Origin of the sequence: Paenarthrobacter sp. YAF11_1 (assembly GCF_052113445.1) — a bacterium.
Classification (GTDB): domain Bacteria; phylum Actinomycetota; class Actinomycetes; order Actinomycetales; family Micrococcaceae; genus Arthrobacter.
The window spans coordinates 370,933-390,951 of record NZ_JBFRDF010000003.1; the positions used below are offsets into that span (position 1 = coordinate 370,933).

The following is a 20,019-nucleotide window of genomic DNA, read 5'->3' on the forward strand; positions in this document are numbered from 1 at the left end:
AAAAATGTCGTTGGCTTGCGGCAAGATAGACGTGTGAGCACACCAGAAACTGCAAATCCGGTAGAAACCACAGGCGAACAGGCGGCTGCAGCCGTCGTGGAAGCAGAGGGGACCCCACCTTCGGAGTCTTTGCGCGATGAGTACGAGCAACTGGCCGACCTCGTCCGCAAGTACCGGTATGCCTATTACCAGGAAGACTCACCCACGGTATCCGACGCCGAGTTTGACGAACTGTACCGTCGCCTGGAGGAGATGGAAGCACTCCACCCGGAGCTTGTCTCGAATGACTCTCCCACGCAGGAAGTAGGCGGCGAGGTCTCCTCGGCGTTCGCTGCCGTGGAGCACCTGCAACGGATGTACAGCCTGGATGACGTCTTCTCCTTGGACGAGCTTGAGGCCTGGGTGCGGAAGGCAGAATCCTCCGTGGCCAAGCTCGGAGACTCCGTTCCGCCCATCGCCTGGCTGACCGAGTTGAAGATCGACGGCCTCGCCGTGAACCTCCTCTACCGCGAAGGCAAGCTCGTCCGTGCGGCCACGCGCGGCGATGGCACAACTGGTGAAGACATCACCCACAACGTCCTGACCATCAAGGAAATCCCACGCGAACTCAACGGATCCGGGTATCCCTCTGAAGTCGAAATCCGGGGTGAGGTATTTATCCCCTCCAAGGCCTTCGTCGAGTTCAACGAGACCCTCGTGGCCGCCGGCAAAGCCCCGCTAGCCAACCCCCGGAACGCGGCCGCTGGCTCGCTGCGCCAAAAGGATCCTGCAGAAACCGCCAAACGGCCCCTCAGCATGTACGTCCACGGCATCGGCGCCCGCGAAGGCTTGGAAGCCAAGAGCCAGTCCGAAACCTACAAACTCCTTGAGGCATGGGGGCTTCCCACCAGCCCATACCTCAAGGTCCTGGACTCCTTTGACGAGGTCCTTGAGTTCATCGGGCACTACGGCGAGCACCGGCACGACCTCGCACATGAGATCGACGGCATTGTGGTCAAGATCGACGACTTCGCCACCCAACGGGCCCTCGGCTACACCTCCCGCGTTCCAAGGTGGGCTGCTGCGTACAAATACCCGCCGGAAGAAGTCCACACCAAGCTCCTGGACATTGCCGTCAACGTAGGCCGTACCGGCCGGGTGACTCCGTTCGGTTTGATGGAACCCGTCAAGGTGGCCGGCTCCACGGTGGGCATGGCGACGCTGCACAACCAGGACGTGGTCAAGGCCAAGGGCGTCATGATCGGCGACATCGTGATCCTTCGAAAAGCCGGCGATGTCATCCCCGAAATTGTGGGCCCCGTGCTGGCCCTGCGTGACAAACAGGATCCACCGGTCCGGGAATTCGTGATGCCCACCGAATGCCCGTCCTGCGGCACTCCGCTGGCTCCGGCCAAGGAAAGCGACGTCGACATCCGTTGCCCCAATGCGAAGTCGTGCCCGTCGCAGCTGCGTGAGCGCGTGTTCCACCTCGCGGGCCGTGGCGCGTTCGATATTGAAGCTTTGGGGTGGGAAGCTGCGATTGCCCTCACGCAGCCGGCGGAGCCCGAGACGCCACCACTGACCAGCGAAGCGGGACTGTTCAGCCTGACTCGTGAGGACCTGGCCGACGTCCTGATCCGCAGGGAGAAGCGCTCCAAGGGCGTGGGCACGGGCGAGTATGAGCTGGTTCCGTACTTCTACACCAAGGGCACAGCCAAGTCCCCGTCCAAGCCAACGGCCACCACCGAGAAACTGTTCGTGGAGCTGGAGAAAGCCAAGAAGCAGCCGCTCTGGCGTGTTTTGGTAGCGCTCTCCATCAGGCACGTGGGCCCCACAGCTTCGCGGGCCCTGGCAACCGCCTTCGGCAGCATGGACGCCATCAGGAATGCCACGGAAGAGCAAATGGCCCACGTGGACGGTGTGGGTCCCACCATTGCGGTGGCACTCCAGGAGTGGTTCGCCGTGGACTGGCACAACGAGATCGTAGACAAGTGGGCAGCCGCCGGTGTGCGGATGGAAGACGAGCGGGACACGTCCGTGCCACGCACCCTTGAAGGCCTCACCATTGTTGTTACCGGTACCCTGCCCAACTTCAGCCGGGACGAAGCCAAGGAAGCCATCATTATCCGAGGCGGGAAAGCCTCTGGCTCCGTATCCAAAAAGACCAGCTACCTGGTGGCAGGCGAAAGCGCCGGCACCAAGCTGGACAAGGCGGAGCAGCTGGGAGTTCCCGTGCTGGACGAGGACGGGTTCCGGGAACTGCTCGCCAATGGTCCCGCGACCACCGGAGTGGACACCGAAGCCGCACCTGACACCGAAGCCGCACCTGACGCTGACGCGGCGGAAGCGGTCTCCGAATGACGGATGCGAACGGGCTCCTGGCAGTAGCCAAACGTGCCGCTGCGGCGGGTGCTGCTGTGCTCGCGCAGCGTTCCGTCAGCGGCACGGGCGGCGATGGGCTCGAAACCACCAACAAGGGCGAGGCCGGGGACTGGGTCACGGCCTTTGACGTCGCTGCCGAGAACGCTGTCCGCGAAGCCATCCTTGCAGAGCGGCCCCACGACACCATCACTGGCGAGGAGCACGGCACCACCAGGCCGGACACACCTTCCGGGTACCGCTGGTCCATTGACCCCCTGGACGGGACCACCAACTTCATCCGGAACATCGCCTACTACGCCACCTCTGTGGCCGTAGCCGATTCCGACGGCGTTTGGCTGGCCGGGGTGGTCCACGCGCCTGCCCTGGGTCGCGTCTACTCGGCTGCCCGCGGACAAGGAGCCTGGCTGGAGGTCGGTGGAGAGACCACCCGCTTGGCAGGTCCTGTCCAGGGGCGAATGGGGCTCATCCTGGCTACGGGATTCAGCTACGATCCCGCTACCCGCGCAGACCAGTCGGCCGGGCTCGCTGAGCTCATGGACGGGTTTGCTGACGTCCGGCGTCTCGGTTCCGCTGCGCTGGACCTCTGCCTGGTGGCCGACGGAACCTTTGATGCCTACGGCGAACGAGGCCTGAACGAGCACGATTTCTCCGCAGGTGCTCTGATCGCCGAAGAGGCAGGCTGCTGGGTGCGCAGACCACGGCTGGAGAGCCCGTTGAACGGTGGGCCCAGCACCGAAGACCGCTTGGCGGCCTGGATGTGCGCCGGTGCTTTGGAACTGTCTGGCAAGTTCCCTTTGTAGCCATCAACCCGTGATCAAAACCCTCGCCATCGCCAACTACCGGTCCATCCGGGACCTCGCCATGGAGTTGCATGGCCTGGACATCGTGACCGGGGCCAACGGCAGTGGGAAGTCCTCGCTGTACCGCGCGTTGCGGCTGTTGGCCGAGTGTGCCGGGGGCGACTCCGGCAACGTGGTGGGTTCACTTGCCCGCGACGGCGGTTTGGCGTCCACGCTGTGGGCCGGCCCGGAGTCCATCAGCAAGGCCATGCGCAGTGGTGACGTGCCTGTGCAGGGAACGGTCCGCCGTGAGTCGGTAAGCCTGAAGTTGGGTTACTCCGGTGACGACTTTGGATACCTGGTGGACCTGGGGATGCCAACGCCTGGCGGTGCTGGATTCGACCAGGAAACCGGCAGGCCCCGGCCCTCCGCCTTCAGTTTGGACCCCGAAATAAAACGGGAGCAGATCTTCTCCGGCCCCGTGGCGCGGCCAGGCTCACTGTTGGTGGACCGGAAGGGAAGCCTGGCAAAACTGCGCGGACCGGGCAGCGAGTGGACAGAGTTATCCAGGAGGTTGGACACCTTCCAGAGCATGCTGACAGAGGTTTCGGACCAGGACAGGGCGCCGGAAGTTCTGCGGGTTCGTGACTCGGTCCGTTCATGGCGGTTCTACGATCACTTCCGCACGGATGCCGACGCTCCCGCTCGTCAGGCGCAGCTCGGAACCCGCACACCTGTGCTTCATCACAGCGGCAAGGATCTCGCTGCTGCTCTGCAAACACTGCGCGAGGTGGGCTTCGAGCGGCAGTTGGATGCCGCCGTCGGCCATGCCTTTCCGGGAAGCCGCCTGGAGATTGCCGTCAACGACGGCCGGTTCAGCGTGGAGCTGAGTCAGCCGGGCATGCTGCGTCCCATGAAGGCTGCCGAGCTTTCGGACGGAACCCTACGGTTCCTCTTGCTGACCGCAGCGTTGCTGACACCGCGTCCACCGGAGCTTATGGTCCTCAACGAACCCGAGACCAGCCTCCATGTGGACCTGATGCCGGCACTGGCCGGACTGATTGTCCAGGCCAGTGCCAACAGCCAGATGATCGTGGTGACCCACTCCGGGGCTCTGCTGAAGGCCCTCCGCGAGAGCGGTGCCGCCCGTGAGCATGAGCTCTACAAGGACCTTGGCGAGACCAGAATCAAGGGCCTGGGCTCGCTGGAAGGGCCGTTGTGGAGCTGGCCCAAGCGCTGAAAGGGGCCAGCGCAGGACGTCATGCGATGGATCAGGCTCAGAAAGCCGATCCGATGGACGTGAGCTGCTGCGCGGAGGCGCCCGCGTAGCGGTTCTCAGGCCGGGCCAGTCCGTAGTGTCCACGCAAGGTGGAGGCCGTGTACTCCGTGCGGAACAGTCCTCGTTGCTGCAGGATCGGCACCACCTGGTCCACGAAAATCTCCAAACCTGAGGGGAGGACCGGCGGCATGATGTTGAAGCCATCCGCGGCGCCGGCAAAGAACCAGTCCTGAATGGCGTCGGCAACCTGTTCAGGTGTTCCGGAGAAGGTGCGGTGCCCGCGTCCTCCACCCAGCCGTCCGATCAGCTGGCGCACGGTGAGCTGCTCCCTGCGGGCCAGTTCCACGATCAGCGTGTAGCGGCTCTTGGCACCCTCAATGTCGTCCTCGGAGGGCAGATCGGCAGGCAGTTGACGGTCCAGCGGGAGGTCTTCGGGCTTCAGGCGCAACGTCTTGGCCAGCTGTTCGCGGGCGTATTCGGGCTTGATGAGCTCGTCCAGTTCACGCTCAAGCTTCAAGGCTTCGGCTTCAGTGGATCCGATGACCGGGACGATCCCCGGCAGGATTTTGATGCCTTCCGGGTCGCGGCCCACAGCTGCGGTACGTGACTTCAGGTCCGCGTAGAAGGCTTGGGCATCGGCCAGGGTCTGGTGGGCGGTGAAGACGGCTTCGGCATACTGCGCCGCCAGCTTCTTGCCGTCTTCGGAAGAGCCGGCCTGCACGATCAGCGGGTGGCCCTGTGGTGACCTGGGAACATTGAGTGGGCCACGAACGCGGAAGTGCTTGCCCTCGTGGTCGATGGCCCGGATCTTGTTGTCATCGCCCCAGACGCCCTCGGCCTTGTCCGCGAGGATGGCGTCGTCTTCCCAGCTGTCCCAGAGCTTCCGGGCCACCTCGATGAACTCCGCGGCCCGCTCGTACCGGACGGCATGGGCAGGCTGGTCATCCACGCCGAAGTTTCGCGCGGCGTCTGGTCCCGCCGTCGTGACGACGTTCCAGCCTGCACGTCCACCACTGACCCAGTCCACCGACGCGAAACGGCGCGCCAGGTTGAAGGGATCGTTGTACGTGGTGGAGGCGGTCGCGATCAGGCCGATCCTTTGCGTTGCCGCAGCGATGGCCGTGAGCAGCACGGTTGGTTCCAGCTTGCCCGCAGGACGGCGGCCCACCTCGCCAAAGAGGACAGGGGAATCAGCGAAGAAGATGGAATCGAGCTTCCCGCGCTCGGCCGTGCGGGCCAGATGCTGGTAGTGCTCCACGTTGGTGGAGGACAAGGGATCGCTTTCGGGCAGGCGCCACGACGCTTCGTGGTGGCCTGTGCTCATAAGGAAGGCATTCAGGTGGAGGTGGCGCTGGGTTTCAGACATGGGGTTCTCCTTGGTTCGAAATACGTGGGGTCAGGCAGCAGCGTGGACGCCGAGGGCTTCGAGCAGTTCGCCCCTCAGCGTGGAATGGTCGACGTCGGTCCCGGCCTTGCGTTCCAGGGCAACGCGACCGCCTTGGAGGACAATGACGCGGTCGGCCAGGGTGATGGCTTCGTCGACGTCGTGGGTGACGAGCAGGACGGCCGGGCGGTGCGCGGTCACAAGATCTTTCAGCAGGGCGTGCATTTTCAGGCGGGTTAGTGCGTCGAGTGCGCCGAAGGGCTCGTCGGCCAGGAGCAGCTTGGGCTCACGCACCAGCGACCTCGCCAGGGCGACCCGTTGCTGCTCACCGCCGGACAGCTCGTGCGGCCAGGCCTTTTCCCGGCCGGCCAGGCCCACTTCGGCCAGTGCGCGGCGGCCGCGGGCATCGGCGTCGTGATCCCTGAGGCCCAAGGTGACGTTACCCAGGACCGTGTCCCACGGCAGCAGGCGGGAATCCTGGAACACCACGGACACCTGCTCCGGGACATTCACCACACCGCTGCCGCGGACGTCACGATCCAGTCCGGCGAGGGCCCGCAGCAGGGTGCTCTTGCCGCAGCCGCTCGGGCCGAGGAGGGCGACGAACTCGCCGGGGGCGATATCGAGGTCGACCCCGTTGAGGACGCCTTTCGGTCCGAAACTGCGGATGAGGTGACGGACGGAGACCTCGTTGAAGGGATGCGCCGAAGTCAGCCCGCCAGTGTGCGTTGCCATGACAGTGCCTTTCGTTCCAGGAGCCGGACGGCTGCGTCGGACAGCAAGCCCAGGACGCCATAGACGGCCAGGCCAAGGACGATGATGTTGGTTTGGCCGTAGGTGCGGGCGAGCTCCATCATGTAGCCGATGCCGCTGGTTGAATTGATCTGCTCCACCACCACCAGCGACACCCAGGCTCCCGTGACGGCGAAGCGGAGGCCAAGAAAGAACCCCGGCAATGCTCCCGGCAGTACCACGCGGCGGATGAATCCCGCCCGGCTGAGCCCAACGGTTTGCGCCAGTTCGACGTACCGAAGGTCTATGCCGCGCAACCCGGCATGGGTCTGGAGGTAGATGGGGACAAACACGCCCAGCGTGATGGTGAGGACCTTCATGGTTTCGTCGATGCCGAACCAAAGGATCAGGAGCGGGATCAAAGCAAGGCCCGGGATGGCGCGCTTGATCTGCACCGGACCATCGATCAATGACTCGCCCACTCGGCTCAGCCCGGACAGGACCGCAAGCACAGCGCCCACCACGATGCCGAAGAACAGTCCCAAGCCTGCGCGTTGGGCGGAAATGGCGAGGTTCTCCTGCAGCCGCCCGTCTGCGATCAGTTCGCCCGCCGTGGACACCACGGTCCATGGCTCGGACAGGATACGCGGGTCCAGAAGGCCTGTAGCCGAGGCGATGACCCACAACAGCACCAGTGCGGCGGGGCCCACCAAACCGGCAAAGCGGCGGCGTGGGCCAGGGCCGAGCCGGCGGCTCGTGGGACGGACATCGGGCCTTCCCTGGAAGGCCGGGTCAAGATGGGGTTCGACGACGACACTCAGATGAGTTCCGGCGTCGACCTTCGGCGGAGGAGCAGTGGCGGTGGCCCGCCGGGCGGTAGTGGTGGTCATGGCTATGCCCCCTTCCCGGCGGCGTACGACGTCCCGGCGATGGCCTCAAAGCGAAGGTCATACAGCTTGGCAGCGTCCAGCTTCGGCTTCTTTTGCTCCCTTGAGAGGAGGTCGATGGTTTGCTGGTGTCGGGCAATCGCATCGGTCCAGGACGTCGGAAGGTCGCGCTCGCCGGCAGCATCGATCAGATACTGGCCGTCCTCGGCGGAGAGCCCTTGGTTCTTCACGTAGTAGCCCTCCAGCCATTCTTCGGGGTGGTCCTGGATCCAGCGCTGGGCTTGTCCCCAGAGATCGACGTATTCGGCAAGGGCAGCGGCCTTGGCTGGGTCATCCAGCACCGAAGCCGGTGCATAGAGGTGACCGGGGTCGTCGCGCAGGCCGTGCCGCAAGGTGGTTCCGCCGTCGCCGCCATACTTGGCGAGATAGCGCTTGATCTGGACGCCGCCCAATGGTGCCGCGTCAACCTGTTTGCTGGACAGAGCGGTGGAGTAGGTATCGCCGGTGCTGGGCAGTTCCACCAGCTTCACGTCGCCGTGTTGGAGCCCTGCCTTTTCAAGGATGCGCAGGACCAGGGCGCCTTGCGCCTGTCCCGGGCTGTACGCGATCTTCTTGCCGCGGAGACCCTGAAGGTCGGTGATGCCGGTGTCCGGGGCGATGCCCAGTTCATACAGCGGGTGGTTCACGGCATACTGGCGGTAGACGCTGGCGATGATGCGGACGTCCAGCCCGGTCCACGTGGCGTGGATCGGAGGGATATCAGCCACGGAGCCTACGTCAAGGGCATTGGCACGGAACGCTTCAGTGGTGGCCGGACCGCCGGAAACGTTGGCAAATTTCACCGGGAAGCTGAGCTTCTTGTCCAGGCCGGAGAGCTCCAGGGCGGCCTGCACCGTGGGATCGCCGACTACCAGGGTGGTGCCGTCGGGGACAGTGGTTGCCAGCGGCGCAGTGACTTGGGCGGCCTGTGTGGCCTCGCCGCCGGCTGTTGCTGCTCCGCCGCAGGCGGTGAGCAGGCTCAGCGCTGGGATGGCGAGGAGGGCGGCGAGGACGTGGCGGCGGCCGGGTGGAGTCGTGGGGTGTTTTTGGGCGCGAAGGGGCGCGGAGGACATGTCAAGCCTTTCAGGTGCGGAAGTGTTTCGCTGGCTGCCCGGAGCCAAAGGCATCGAACGGGGGCAGCGGTGGAGATCGCTTAGTTCTGAAGGCGGGGTGGACAGCAGGAGTGAGCCTGCGTGACGCGTGTGCGGTCATCGGTGGCGGGCATCGGTTCCTCCTGTTCTGCATCACAAAGTTTCACGGTGATGAGGGCGTCAGTTGTTCGCCGTGGTGCAACTCAAACACGCCTGCGATACCCCGCGCCAGCGTTTCGACATGTCCCCGCAACAGCACGAAACCGGGGTTCACGGCACGCAACGCGGCTCCATCCGACGCCACGGGAGGCAACACAAACCGAGCCCGCCGGCTCCGCAGGCGAACAGCGCGAGGCAACCATCCGGCGTCGTGCGTTCCGTACGTGACTGATAGTTCGATCACGGAAACGCCCCTTTGGCGCAGTAGGTGATGGGAACCCGACTACCATTGGTAGGTGCTTTCGCCGATTACCGTCCGTCCCGCCCTGCCCGAAGACTACGACGCCGTTGCCCGCATTACGCAGGAGTCCTACGTCACCGCGGGGTACTACGGCGACGCCGATCACCCGTACCTCCAGAAGCTCCAGGACGTGGCCGGACGCGCGGAGCACGCAGAGATCCTGGTGGCAGAACGCAACGGGGAAGTCATCGGTTCCGTGACAGCTGCTCCTGCCGGCGGCGGCTTCTCAGACATCGGCCTGGACGATGAACTGGAACTGCGGACCCTCGTGGTGGATCCGGCTGTCCAGCGCTCCGGTGCCGGCCGCGCCCTGGTGCAGGCCGTCGTCGACCAGGCCAAGGCCATGGACGGTATCAAGGCCGTTTCGCTGACTACCGGCGCGACGTGGGAAAGTGCCAACGCCCTCTACGCTCGCACCGGCTTCGACCGCGCACCGCATCGTGACTGGGTTGTCCCCGGTACCGACATAAAGTTGTTCGTTTACCGGCTGGACCTTCCGCAGTCATAAGGTTTCCTTCGTAAACGCCGGTCACCGGACCGTGCGAAAGCGACAGGAAGGCGCGGCATGCGCAAGACATTCGGCACGGGCTCGGTCTGGGAACAGACCCTTGGATACTCCCGCGCAGTCCAGGTGGACAACACCCTCTTCATTTCGGCTACGGCTGCCTCCGGGCCAGAGGGCATCGTTGGCGAAGATTTCTACTCGCAGACCAAATACATCCTCGAGAAGCTCGGTGCCGTTCTGGAAGAAGCCGGGTTCTCCTACGAAGACGTGGTCCAGTCCAAGCTGTACCTGACGGACATCAGCAAGTGGGAAGACGCCGGCCGCGCGCACGGAGAGGTGTTCGGCGAAATCAGACCGACACTGGCCCTGGTCCACGTCCTGCCATTCCTCGACCCGGAGATGCTGGTAGAGATCGAGCTCGTGGCGCAGAAGTCCGCCTAGCGCACCCAACTAAGTAGCATTTGTGCGCGTTATGAGCCGTCAAAACGAGCACAAATGCCACCTACTTGGGTCAGGCCGGGACGCCGTAGCGGTGTTCCGGCCGGCCCGTAGTTCCGTAGCGCAGCTGGATTTCGACGGCGCCATCGTCCGCGAGCGAGGACAGGTACCGTTGCGCTGTTGCCCGGGAAACGCCAACCCGTTCCGCCACCTCGGCAGCTGAATACTGCTCACCGGGAAGCAAGGATTCCAGGACGGCCGCCTCGGTTGCCGAGCGGGGTTTCGCGGCCGGGGTGACGTCACCGGGGATCAGAGAGCGCTTGGCGCGTTCAATGGTGGTCTGGTCAACCGCTGTTTGCTGACTGAGGATGCGGCGATACCGTGCGTAGGACCGGAGTTGCTGGGACAGGGACTCCGCGGTGAAGGGCTTGAGCATGTACCCCAGCGCGCCACGGCGAAGGGCAACCTTGATGGATTGCGCGTCCGAGGCCGCGGTGAGCATGACGGCGTCGACGTCCAACTGGCCCAGCAGGTCCAGGCCGGAGCCATCGGGCAAATACACGTCCAGCAGCACCAGGTCCGGGCGGAGGCTATGGATCGCCTGCAGGGCTTGGGACACAGAGCCCGCCGGCGCCAAGGCCATGAACCCGGCCACGGAATCCACATAGGCGGCATGGAGCCTAGCCACGTGGAAATCGTCGTCCACGATCAATACCCTCAAATCCTCAGCCACTGCTGTCCTTCCTCACCGTCGAGTCGGCCCCCGTGCCCGCATGCTCCGCGGAATCCATGACGCCGGGGATGGTTGCCATGAACACCGCCCCCGGACCGCCGTGGCTGCCGGACTCCAAAACCCGGACGTCGCCGCCCCGCCTTCGCGCCAGCTGCCGCACCAACGCCAGCCCCAAACCTTGTCCAGCCCCCGAGCGTACCGGTTGTTCCGACGTCGTGAATCCTTCTGCGAAGACCTCTTCGGGTTCAAGGCTCCCCAAACCGTCGCCCGAGTCTCCCACCACGATGTGCAAGGTCCCGCCGGTTGTGGTGGCCTCGTCCAGAAGTTCGACCTCCACCCAGCGGTCCGCTGCGGAGCCGACGACGGCGGCGCTCACCGCGTTGTCGATCAGGTTGCCGAGCACTGTGGTCACGTCCTGGGGATCGGCCACGTGCCCACGGACCAGGGTTTCGGGGCCGACGCGCAGGGCCACACCGCGCTCCGAAGCCTCCACGCCCTTGGCGCCAACAAACGCCTGCAAGTACGCGTCCTGGAGGAGTTCAGCTTGCTCCACCGGGAACTTCAGCGGGCCCGTTGCGGAGATCCGGGCCAGGTATTCCTTGGCCGATTCGTACTGGCCGATGCTCATGAAACCGGCGATCGTGTGGAGTTGGTTGGCGAACTCGTGGCGCTGGGCTCGGAGGGCCGTGGACATGGTTCCCACGGCGTCGAGTTGGCGGGTGAGCTGCTGCAATTCCGTGCGGTCGCGGAGCATGACCACCCAGCCAAGGTCTTCCTTGCGATGCCAGGCTTTGCGCGCGCTTGCCACCAGAACTCTTCCGCCGGCGACAACTTCCACAGCCTCCGCGTCACGTGCTGCGGGCTGTGTGAGCTGCTTGAGTTGTCCGGGAACAGCGGCGGACGCCCAGTCCTGTCCTGTGGCGTCGGGCACGTCCAAGAGCCTGGCTGCCGCGGCGTTGAACACGGAGATGCGCCCGTCCGCCGCGATACCGATCACGCCGTCGTCGACGCCTTGGAGTACTGCGACTTGGTCGTGGACGAGGGTGCTGATTTCCTCGGGCTCAAGGCCGAGGGTGAGCCGCTGCAGCCTGCGGCGGAGCAAGAACGAGGCCAGGACGCCGGCAAGCAAAGCTCCACCAGCGGTGAGGGCTATGGGTACGATGTCGCGGGCCAGGCTATTGCTGAGAGACTCCACGGAATAGCCCACGCTGACTTCGCCCACGATTGCCCCGGAGGTGTCCGGGGAGTACACGGGCACCTTTGCGCCGGCCGATGGTCCCAAAGTGCCGGTGTTGCGGGTGGTGATTTCCTCACCGCCCAATGCCACAGAAGGGTCCGTGCTGACGCGTTCACCCAGCCGTGCGGTCTCCGGGTGGGCCAGCCTGAGCCCGGTTTCGTCCGTGATGACCACGAACAAAGCGCCGGTGCGTGCCCGCACCGCCTCGGCCGCCGCTTGCAGGGGGCCGACGGCGAGGACTTCCGGGGGAGGTGTTCCCTCTTCTTTGCTGATGACTTGGACGCCGGACCTGATGCTGGGATCCGCGGCGACCGTCCTGGCAAGGGTGAGCGCCTGGTTCTCGGCTTCGGTGCCGATCCGCTCGTACACCAGCCAGGCGTGGACCGTTCCGCTGAGCAGGACCACCAGCAGGACAACCCCCAGTTGGAGGAGAAGGGTCTGGGTGGAAAACCGCATGATCCATTGAATCATTGAGCACAATGCGCAAAACGTTCGCAACGAGCAGTATTCCCAACAATTCCCGGAAACTCCTCGCCGTGACCGGCGCCACCATATCGTCTGTAGTGCGCATCACACCGACGTGGCGCCATTCACAGTAGTAAGGAGCCGGCCGTGCTGGTTTTGCTTGGATTCGCAATGATTGCGGTATTCATGGTCCTGATCATGACCAAAAAATTGACGCCGGTCCTGGCGCTGATCATCGTCCCTACCGTCTTCGGCCTTTTTGCCGGTGCGGGCCTCGGCATCGGCGACATGGTGATGGACTCGATGAAGTCCATGACTTCCACGGCCGCGCTCCTCATGTTCGCCATCATCTACTTCGGCCTGATGATCGACGTCGGACTGTTCGACCCCCTGGTGAAGTTCATCCTGCGCAAGCTGGGTAACGACCCCGCCAAGGTTGTCCTCGGCACCGCCATCCTGGCAGCGGCCGTCTCCTTGGACGGCGACGGCTCCACCACCTTCATCCTCACCACTGCAGCCATGCTCCCGGTGTACCTGCGACTCAAGATGAGCCCCGTAGTCCTCACCTGCGTCGCGGGCCTGGCCAACGGCACCATGAACATCCTCCCGTGGGGCGGGCCCACCGCCCGCGCTGCGACCGCCCTGAACCTCGATGTCAATGACGTCTTCGTCCCCATGGTCCCGTCCCTCATCGTTGGCCTCATCGTTGTCCTGGTCTTCGCCTGGCTGCTCGGTCTGCAGGAACGCAACCGCCTCCGCACCACTGCCCCCGAAATTTGGGGCGACGTCGCCGATCCTTCTGAAGCGTTCGACGGCGGCACCGGCCGCGGCGGTTCTGTCGCCGCAGGTTCCGGCCCGGGTTCAGGCTTCGGCGCCGGCCGCTTCGGCTTTGGCCGCAACGGTTCAACCGCAGGCAAGCCGGGAACCGGCGGAGGTTCCGGCGTCGCGGTTCTTGAAGACCCTGCCACGCTGGTGGACGATCACGACACCGCCATGGCGGACACCGCGCTGGACCCCAACCGCTCCACCCTTCGTCCCAAGCTGTTCTGGTTCAACCTGGGCCTGACCGTCGCCGTCATGGTGGTCCTGGTGGCCAACATCGTTCCGCTGCCGTTCGTGTTTATGGTGGGCTCCGCAATCGCCCTGCTGGTCAACTTCCCTAAGGTCAAGGACCAAGGCGCCCAGCTGATCGCCCACGCACCGTCCATCGTCGCCGTCGTCAGCATGGTCATGGCCGCCGCAGTCCTGACAGGCGTCCTCAACGGCACCGGCATGGTCAAGGCGATGTCCGAGTGGCTGGTCCAGATCATCCCCGCGGACATGGGTCCGTTCATGGCGATCATCACCGGGCTGCTCAGTATCCCCATGACCTTCTTCATGAGCAACGACGCCTTCTACTTCGGTGTCCTTCCGGTCCTCTCCGAAACCGCAGCGCACTATGGCGTAGATGCAGTGGATATGGCCCGCGCCTCCATCACCGGGCAGCCGTTCCACCTGCAGAGCCCGCTGGTTCCCGCGATCCTCTTGTTGGTCTCTTTGGCCAAGGTAGACCTGGGCGACCACCACAAGAAGGTCCTCTGGCGCACGGCAGTTGTCTCGGTGGTCATGCTGGCAGTCGGAGTCCTGACCGGAGCAATCGGCATCGGCTGACCCATCCAAACCCCAACGAGACAGCTGAGCGCAAATGGTCCGCCCGGCTGTCTCGTTGGGGTTTATGCTCCGGACAGCTGCGAAGGCCGGGAGGCATCCGGAAGCGTGCGTCTAGGCGAGGAACGAGCGAGCACGCGGAGGATGGCTCGCGGGTGTAGCGTCTGACCGGCGCACCCAAGCCAAGTAGACTGGTTCGGAAAACCATTTGAACTTTGCAGGGGAGATCCATGGCTGCGATCAACCGTGACGACGTCGCGCATCTTGCGCGTCTGGCTCACATTGAAATGAGTGCCGAAGAACTGGACAGGATGGCTGTTGAGCTTGCTGTCATTGTGGATTCGGTCAAGAGCGTGAGCGAAGCTGCGGGGGATGATGTCCCGGCGACGTCGCACCCGATTCCGTTGACCAATGTTTTCCGCGAGGACGTTGTGGGCCACACGTTCACGGCTGAGCAGGCATTGTCCGGCGCTCCGGATGCTTACGAGAACCGTTTCAAGGTCCCGGCAATCCTGGATGAGGGCTAATCACATGACTGAACAGAAGAACGAACTCATCCGCCACTCTGCTGCCGATCTCGCTGCCAAGCTGGCTTCGCGCGAGGTTACCGCCGTCGAAGTGACGCAGGCGCATCTTGACCGCATTGCGGACGTCGATGGTCAGGTTAACGCCTTCCTGCACGTTAATAGCGAAGAGGCTTTGGCTGTTGCAGCCGAGGTCGACGCTGCCCGCGCGACCGGTGGTTCCGCTGCCGAAGAACTGCACGCCCTCGCCGGTGTGCCGATCGCGGTCAAGGACCTCATCGTCACGATCGGCCAGCCGACGACGGCTGGTTCGAAGATCCTCGAGGGCTGGCACAGCCCGTACGACGCCACCGTGGTGAAGAAGCTGCGCGCGGCCAAGATGCCCATCCTGGGCAAGACCAACCTGGACGAATTCGCCATGGGTTCCTCCACGGAGCACTCGGCGTACGGCCCTACCCGCAACCCGTGGGACTTGGACCGCATTCCCGGCGGTTCGGGCGGTGGCTCCGCTGCCGCCGTCGCCGCTTTCGAAGCGCCGCTGGCGCTCGGTACCGATACCGGCGGCTCGATCCGCCAGCCGGGTGCCGTCACCGGAACTGTTGGCGTGAAGCCGACCTACGGTGCTGTTTCCCGCTACGGTGCCATTGCCATGGCGTCGTCGCTGGACCAGATCGGCCCGGTTTCCCGCACGGTCTTGGACTCGGCGCTGCTGCAGGAAGTCATCGGCGGCCACGACCCCTTCGACTCCACGTCGCTGACCGATCCGTTCAACGATCTTGTTGCTGCTGCCCGGGTTGGCAATGTTGCGGGCATGAAGATCGGCATCGTCAAGGAACTTCACGGCGAGGGCTACCAGGCCGGCGTCGAGAACCGTTTCAACGAGTCGCTTCAGCTGCTGAAGGATGCCGGCGCTGAAATCGTTGAGGTTTCCTGTCCCAACCTGAAGTACGCCCTGGGCGCCTACTACCTGATCATGCCGTCCGAGGTGTCCAGCAACCTGGCCAAGTTCGACGGCGTGCGCTTCGGCATGCGAGTCTTGCCCAAGGACGGTCCCATGACCATCGAGCGCGTTATGGGTGCTACCCGTGCCGCAGGCTTCGGCGAAGAAGTGAAGCGCCGCATCATCCTGGGCACCTACGCACTGAGCGCCGGTTACTACGACGCTTACTACGGCTCCGCCCAGAAGGTCCGCACGCTGATCCAGCGTGACTTCGACGCAGCTTTTGCGAAGGCCGATGTCCTGATCTCCCCGACGGCGCCCACCACGGCGTTCAAGCTGGGGGAGAAGCTGGACGATCCTCTGGCGATGTACCTGAACGACGTCGCCACCATCCCCGCCAACCTCGCTGGCATCCCCGGGTTGTCCCTGCCGGGCGGCCTGGCGGACGAAGACGGCCTGCCCGTTGGCATCCAGTTGCTGGCTCCTGCCCGCCAGGATGCCCGCCTGTACCGCGTTGGTGCGGTCCTCGAATCCATGCTCGAAGAGAAGTGGGGCGGTCCGATGCTTGCGCAGGCGCCTGAGCTCAGTTCAGCTTCAACCACCGCCGGAGGTTCCAACTAATGTCCGTCGACGCAACCCTGAGCTTCGAAGAGGCCATGGAGAAGTACGATCCCGTCCTGGGGTTCGAGGTCCACGTGGAACTCAACACCAAGACCAAGATGTTCTCCTCCGCACCGAACGTCTTCGGTGACGAGCCGAACACCAACGTCAACGAGGTTGATCTGGGCATGCCCGGCGTCCTGCCGGTAGTGAACAAGACGGCCGTGGAGTCCTCCATCAAGATCGGCCTTGCCTTGAACTGCAAGATCGCCGAGTCCTGCCGCTTCGCCCGGAAGAACTACTTCTACCCGGACACCCCCAAGAACTTCCAGACCTCGCAGTACGACGAGCCGATCGCCTACGACGGGTACCTCGACGTCGAGCTGGAGGACGGCACGGTCTTCCGCGTTGAGATCGAACGCGCCCACATGGAGGAAGACGCCGGCAAGCTGACCCACATGGGTGGCGCTGCGGGCCGCATCCAGGGTGCCGACTACTCGCTGGTGGATTACAACCGTTCGGGTGTACCGCTGGTGGAAATCGTCACCAAGCCTATCGAGGGTGCCGGCAGCCGTGCGCCAGAACTGGCCAAGGCGTACGTCGCAGCTGTTCGCGAGATCGTGAAGAACCTTGGTGTTTCCGATGCCAAGATGGAACGCGGCAACGTGCGTTGCGACGCCAACGTTTCCCTGCGCCCGCACGGCCGGGAACGATTTGGTATCCGTTCGGAAACCAAGAACGTGAACTCGCTGCGCGCCGTCGAACATGCCGTCCGCTACGAGATCCAGCGCCACGCTGCCGTCCTGGATTCCGGCGAGCCGGTCATCCAGGAGACGCGCCACTGGCATGAGGACACGCGTTCGACGACGTCCGGCCGGCCCAAGTCCGACGCCGACGATTACCGCTACTTCCCGGAGCCGGACCTGGTTCCCGTCGTCGCCTCCCGTGAGTGGGTGGAGGAGCTCCGCGCTACCCTTCCCGAGCCGCCGGCCGAGCGTCGCAAGCGCCTCAAGGAAGCTTGGGGCTACTCGGATCTGGAATTCCGGGATGTGGTCAACGCCGGAGTCATGCATTCCATCGAGGAGACCATTGCGGCCGGTGCTTCTGCCGATGTCGCCCGTAAGTGGTGGATGGGTGAGATCGTGGGCCGTGCCAAGGTGGCCGACGTCGATCCTTCCGAACTCGGTGTCACGCCGCAGGTCATCGTGGAGCTGAACAAGCTCGTAGAAGACGGCAAGATCAACAACAAGATGGCCACCCAGGTCCTGGACGGCGTCCTCGCCGGCGAAGGAACCCCGGCGGAGATCGTCGAGAAGCGCGGCCTTGCGGTTGTGTCCGACGACGGCCCCCTCTTGGAAGCCATCGACGCAGCACTGGCAGCACAGCCGGATGTCGCCGAGAAGATCCGAGGCGGCAAGGTCCAGGCCATCGGCGCGATTGTTGGCGGCGTCATGAAGGCTACCCGCGGCCAGGCTGACGCTGGACGTGTCCGTGAACTCATCCTTGAGAAGCTCGGCGTCGAGGGCTAACAACCGTTCTTCCCATCAAAGTAGGCCGCAGTTTTACTGCGGCCTACTTTGCTTTTTGGGCGCACAATGGATGCATGGCCACACTCTCACCGGGCCTCCGAAAGGCCCTCCTTGCCGGCGGGATCGCCGTCGCCCTGACCGGCGGCGGGGCCGCCGCTGTATGGGCAGGCACCCAACCCAGCCCCTCGCCGTCGAGCGTTTCTCCGTCACCCGGCCCCTCTGTGTCAGCGAAAGCCAAATCCGCCGAGGGCCGAGGCCAAGCAATTCACGGCGAGCACGTGGTGAAGCAGCAGGACGGGACGTACCGCACTGTGGTCACACAGACCGGAACCCTTGAATCGGTTGGCGAAAACCAGATGACCGTGAAGAGCGATGACGGTTTTACGCAACGCTATTCGATCAACGCGGATACGCGAATCACCAAGGTGCCCGCCGACCTTTCAGAGCTTCGAAACGGCAAGGGCAAGCCATCGCTGCCGTCGGCCACGGTTGCCGACCTCAAGTCCGGCGATACGCTGCGCATCAGCGGCACCCGGGAGGGCGATACAGTGATGGCTGCCAGGGTGGTGGCCGGCCAACTGCCGGCCGGCCTCAAGGGTGGTCACGGGCACAGAGGCCACGGCCCCAAATAGTTACAGGGCTACAGTTCTGAAGCCCAAGTTGCCGCTGGCTGAGTCCGGAGTGTTCGAGCTCCGGGCAGCCAGGCGATAGCGGTTGCAGTAGGAGTCGTGGCAGAGGTACGAGCCACCGCGCATCACCCGGCCCCGGCCGATAGTGGGCCCCTGCGGGTCCTCGACTGTTCCCTGCGCGAGGCAGGTCTTGTAGTACTTGGGCAGGAACCAGTCGCTGCACCATTCCCACACATTCCCGCTGGTTTGGTAGAGCCCGTAGCCGTTGGGGCTGAAGGACTTGGCGGGCGCGGTGGTGAGGTAGCCGTCGTCTTCGGTGTTGCGGGACGGGAAATCGCCTTGCCAGATATTGCAGTTGTGCGCGGCGGTGCCTGATGTGTTGTTGTGGAGCTCGTTGCCCCACGGGTAGCGTAGCCTTGGCACCCCGCCGCGGGCCGCGTATTCCCACTCGGCTTCCGTCGGTAGGCGTCGGCTGGCCCATTCGCAGTACGCGAGGGCATCGTTGTGCGACACGTGGGTCACCGGGTGGTCCGGGGTGTTTTCCCAGTTCGAGAGGGGCCCGGCCGGGTGCGCCCAGTCAGCGCCACGGACATTAAGCCACCACGGGACGTTGTTGACCCGGTTGAGAATCTCATGTGGCTCGGCTTTCACGGCGAGGTGGAACACGGCTGATGTACCAAAGATTTCCGATTCGGTGCGGTGGCCGGTGGCGTTGACGAACTCCGCGAATTCCTGGTTGGTCACTGTTGTGGCGCTGATCCGGAAGGGGGACACTGCGACCTCGTGCAGCGGTGATTCGCCATCGCCTTCATAGCCCTCGTTGAAGGGATCGCCCATGGTGAACGTCCCGCCGGGGATTTGGACGTCGCTGGCCTGGTTGTTCTGGGTGGTCGGGGTGGTCGGGGTGGTCCCGGCTGGGCCGCTGGTCGGGTGTCCCCCCACCGCGCGCAGGGGGAGCGTCAGCCCCGGCGTCGAATGTTCCCTGGCGCCGGCGCCCGGGCTGCAGCAATCTGCCATGTCCACCTTCTGTCTGAAAACCAACTGCTTGTACTTTAGCGGGGTCCGGTGGCCTGCCACACGCTCGTTCCTTGCACCCACCTCAACCACGCACCACCTTCCGCCCCGCGCACCACTTCTTCGCCGGTGGCGCACCACTTTCCGCTAAATGCACCAGTCCGTAGTGGTGCGGATGGCGGGAACGGGTGCGGGGCCACAGTGACGAACCCGTGGCCCACTCTGCACCAGAAGCCAGCCCCACCCTAAGACGCACCACCACTTCCCGCCCGCACCCCGTCGTCGCACCACCTTCCGCCCCGCGCACCACTTCTTCGCCGTCGTCGCACCACTTTCCGCCAAATGCACCAGTCCGTAGTGGTGCGGATGGCGGGAACGGGTGCGGGGCCACAGTGACGAACCCGCGGCGCACTCTGCACCAGAAGCCAGCCCCACCCTACGACGCACCACCACTTCCCGCCCGCACCCCGTCGTCGCACCACCTTCCGCCCCGCGCACCACTTCTTCGCCGGTGGCGCACCACTTTCCGCTAAATGCACCAGTCCGTAAAGGTGCGGATGGCGTGAGCGGGTGCGGGGCCGCAGTGACGAACCCGTGGCCCACCCCCTCGCCCCACAAGCCAACCCCCACCCCACCCGAACCAACCCCCACCCCAACCCGAAGTGACGAAAAGTGATTTCTGAACTCAGTTTCGATCATGATCTTGCAAAAAGAGATGCGGGTCACTTATGGTTTGTTAAACGGTT

At 64.3% G+C, this 20,019-nt stretch carries 18 protein-coding genes; 10 read left to right on the forward strand and 8 right to left on the reverse strand.

Features of this window, described 5'->3' with window-relative positions:
- Window positions 1-33: 33 nt before the first annotated feature.
- From ligA to AB4Y77_RS07115, 3 genes are read left to right on the forward strand one after another with little or no spacing between them, the layout of a single operon-like run.
- A complete protein-coding gene (gene ligA, locus AB4Y77_RS07105; RefSeq protein ID WP_442013410.1) occupies window positions 34-2,340 on the forward strand; it encodes an NAD-dependent DNA ligase LigA in 2,307 nt (768 codons plus the stop codon).
- Window positions 2,337-3,161 (forward strand): inositol monophosphatase family protein, encoded by an 825-nt coding sequence (locus AB4Y77_RS07110; RefSeq protein WP_311214324.1) that lies wholly within the window; start codon window positions 2,337-2,339, stop codon window positions 3,159-3,161. Before ligA ends, AB4Y77_RS07110 begins: the two co-directional genes overlap by 4 nt.
- Window positions 3,162-3,171: 10 nt before the next feature.
- Complete coding sequence (locus tag AB4Y77_RS07115; RefSeq protein ID WP_442013411.1) at window positions 3,172-4,380, forward strand: AAA family ATPase; 1,209 nt, start codon at window positions 3,172-3,174, stop codon at window positions 4,378-4,380.
- 37 nt (window positions 4,381-4,417) lie between these two features.
- Here the strand turns inward: AB4Y77_RS07115 and AB4Y77_RS07120 are convergent, their stop codons facing one another.
- The 5 genes from AB4Y77_RS07120 to AB4Y77_RS07140 all read right to left on the reverse strand — a co-directional run bounded on the left by AB4Y77_RS07120 (window position 4,418) and on the right by AB4Y77_RS07140 (window position 8,955).
- The gene (locus tag AB4Y77_RS07120; protein WP_442013412.1) at window positions 4,418-5,785 is read right to left on the reverse strand and encodes an LLM class flavin-dependent oxidoreductase; all 1,368 of its coding nucleotides are present in this window, start codon (window positions 5,783-5,785) and stop codon (window positions 4,418-4,420) included.
- A 30-nt stretch (window positions 5,786-5,815) separates the two neighbouring features.
- Entirely contained in the window at window positions 5,816-6,538 is a 723-nt protein-coding gene (locus tag AB4Y77_RS07125; RefSeq protein WP_311214327.1) for an ABC transporter ATP-binding protein, read from the reverse strand.
- On the reverse strand, window positions 6,514-7,425 hold the full coding sequence (locus AB4Y77_RS07130) for an ABC transporter permease (RefSeq protein WP_442013413.1): 912 nt from the start codon (window positions 7,423-7,425) through the stop codon (window positions 6,514-6,516). Before AB4Y77_RS07130 ends, AB4Y77_RS07125 begins: the two co-directional genes overlap by 25 nt.
- A 2-nt stretch (window positions 7,426-7,427) precedes the next feature.
- Window positions 7,428-8,534, reverse strand: coding sequence for an ABC transporter substrate-binding protein (locus AB4Y77_RS07135; RefSeq protein WP_442013414.1), 1,107 nt, complete (start codon window positions 8,532-8,534; stop codon window positions 7,428-7,430).
- 181 nt (window positions 8,535-8,715) lie between these two features.
- Window positions 8,716-8,955: a hypothetical protein gene (locus tag AB4Y77_RS07140; protein ID WP_442013415.1), complete on the reverse strand. Its 240-nt coding sequence runs from the start codon at window positions 8,953-8,955 to the stop codon at window positions 8,716-8,718.
- A 52-nt stretch (window positions 8,956-9,007) separates the two neighbouring features.
- On the opposite strand from AB4Y77_RS07140, the gene AB4Y77_RS07145 reads away from it, so the two are divergent.
- Window positions 9,008-9,520: a GNAT family N-acetyltransferase gene (locus AB4Y77_RS07145; protein WP_442013416.1), complete on the forward strand. Its 513-nt coding sequence runs from the start codon at window positions 9,008-9,010 to the stop codon at window positions 9,518-9,520.
- 57 nt (window positions 9,521-9,577) lie between these two features.
- Window positions 9,578-9,958 carry a RidA family protein gene (locus AB4Y77_RS07150; protein ID WP_311214331.1) on the forward strand — a complete coding sequence of 127 codons (381 nt, stop codon included), beginning with the start codon at window positions 9,578-9,580 and terminating at the stop codon, window positions 9,956-9,958.
- A 70-nt stretch (window positions 9,959-10,028) separates the two neighbouring features.
- On the opposite strand, the gene AB4Y77_RS07155 is transcribed toward AB4Y77_RS07150, so the two are convergent.
- Together AB4Y77_RS07155 and AB4Y77_RS07160 are read right to left on the reverse strand one after the other, a co-directional pair.
- Window positions 10,029-10,688: a response regulator gene (locus AB4Y77_RS07155; RefSeq protein ID WP_311214332.1), complete on the reverse strand. Its 660-nt coding sequence runs from the start codon at window positions 10,686-10,688 to the stop codon at window positions 10,029-10,031.
- Window positions 10,681-12,381 (reverse strand): ATP-binding protein, encoded by a 1,701-nt coding sequence (locus AB4Y77_RS07160; protein WP_442013417.1) that lies wholly within the window; start codon window positions 12,379-12,381, stop codon window positions 10,681-10,683. Before AB4Y77_RS07160 ends, AB4Y77_RS07155 begins: the two co-directional genes overlap by 8 nt.
- A gap of 156 nt (window positions 12,382-12,537) precedes the next feature.
- Between AB4Y77_RS07160 and AB4Y77_RS07165 the strand changes: the two genes are divergently transcribed.
- The 5 genes from AB4Y77_RS07165 to AB4Y77_RS07185 all read left to right on the forward strand — a co-directional run bounded on the left by AB4Y77_RS07165 (window position 12,538) and on the right by AB4Y77_RS07185 (window position 18,262).
- The gene (locus AB4Y77_RS07165; RefSeq protein WP_442013418.1) at window positions 12,538-14,040 is read left to right on the forward strand and encodes a CitMHS family transporter; all 1,503 of its coding nucleotides are present in this window, start codon (window positions 12,538-12,540) and stop codon (window positions 14,038-14,040) included.
- A 227-nt stretch (window positions 14,041-14,267) separates the two neighbouring features.
- Window positions 14,268-14,564 (forward strand): Asp-tRNA(Asn)/Glu-tRNA(Gln) amidotransferase subunit GatC, encoded by a 297-nt coding sequence (gene gatC, locus AB4Y77_RS07170; RefSeq protein ID WP_089594284.1) that lies wholly within the window; start codon window positions 14,268-14,270, stop codon window positions 14,562-14,564.
- 4 nt (window positions 14,565-14,568) lie between these two features.
- Window positions 14,569-16,122 (forward strand): Asp-tRNA(Asn)/Glu-tRNA(Gln) amidotransferase subunit GatA, encoded by a 1,554-nt coding sequence (gene gatA, locus AB4Y77_RS07175; protein ID WP_442013419.1) that lies wholly within the window; start codon window positions 14,569-14,571, stop codon window positions 16,120-16,122.
- Window positions 16,122-17,630 carry an Asp-tRNA(Asn)/Glu-tRNA(Gln) amidotransferase subunit GatB gene (gene gatB / locus AB4Y77_RS07180; RefSeq protein WP_311214336.1) on the forward strand — a complete coding sequence of 503 codons (1,509 nt, stop codon included), beginning with the start codon at window positions 16,122-16,124 and terminating at the stop codon, window positions 17,628-17,630. Before gatA ends, gatB begins: the two co-directional genes overlap by 1 nt.
- Window positions 17,631-17,704: 74 nt before the next feature.
- On the forward strand, window positions 17,705-18,262 hold the full coding sequence (locus AB4Y77_RS07185; RefSeq protein ID WP_311214337.1) for a hypothetical protein: 558 nt from the start codon (window positions 17,705-17,707) through the stop codon (window positions 18,260-18,262).
- On the opposite strand, the gene AB4Y77_RS07190 is transcribed toward AB4Y77_RS07185, so the two are convergent.
- Window positions 18,263-19,276, reverse strand: a complete 1,014-nt coding sequence (locus AB4Y77_RS07190; protein ID WP_442013453.1) for a formylglycine-generating enzyme family protein — start codon at window positions 19,274-19,276, stop codon at window positions 18,263-18,265.
- Window positions 19,277-20,019 lie beyond the last annotated feature (743 nt).

What these genes read in the sequence shown, in the direction of transcription:
- AB4Y77_RS07110 (WP_311214324.1), top strand. Translation starts at nt 2,337, where the DNA reads ATGACGGATGCGAACGGGCTCCTGGCAGTAGCCAAACGTGCCGCTGCG.
- AB4Y77_RS07190 (WP_442013453.1), bottom strand. Translation starts at nt 19,276, where the DNA reads ATGGCAGATTGCTGCAGCCCGGGCGCCGGCGCCAGGGAACATTCGACG.
- gatC (WP_089594284.1), top strand. Translation starts at nt 14,268, where the DNA reads ATGGCTGCGATCAACCGTGACGACGTCGCGCATCTTGCGCGTCTGGCT.
- AB4Y77_RS07135 (WP_442013414.1), bottom strand. Translation starts at nt 8,534, where the DNA reads ATGTCCTCCGCGCCCCTTCGCGCCCAAAAACACCCCACGACTCCACCC.
- AB4Y77_RS07120 (WP_442013412.1), bottom strand. Translation starts at nt 5,785, where the DNA reads ATGTCTGAAACCCAGCGCCACCTCCACCTGAATGCCTTCCTTATGAGC.
- AB4Y77_RS07130 (WP_442013413.1), bottom strand. Translation starts at nt 7,425, where the DNA reads ATGACCACCACTACCGCCCGGCGGGCCACCGCCACTGCTCCTCCGCCG.
- AB4Y77_RS07160 (WP_442013417.1), bottom strand. Translation starts at nt 12,381, where the DNA reads ATGCGGTTTTCCACCCAGACCCTTCTCCTCCAACTGGGGGTTGTCCTG.
- AB4Y77_RS07150 (WP_311214331.1), top strand. Translation starts at nt 9,578, where the DNA reads ATGCGCAAGACATTCGGCACGGGCTCGGTCTGGGAACAGACCCTTGGA.
- AB4Y77_RS07185 (WP_311214337.1), top strand. Translation starts at nt 17,705, where the DNA reads ATGGCCACACTCTCACCGGGCCTCCGAAAGGCCCTCCTTGCCGGCGGG.
- AB4Y77_RS07125 (WP_311214327.1), bottom strand. Translation starts at nt 6,538, where the DNA reads ATGGCAACGCACACTGGCGGGCTGACTTCGGCGCATCCCTTCAACGAG.
- gatB (WP_311214336.1), top strand. Translation starts at nt 16,122, where the DNA reads ATGTCCGTCGACGCAACCCTGAGCTTCGAAGAGGCCATGGAGAAGTAC.
- gatA (WP_442013419.1), top strand. Translation starts at nt 14,569, where the DNA reads ATGACTGAACAGAAGAACGAACTCATCCGCCACTCTGCTGCCGATCTC.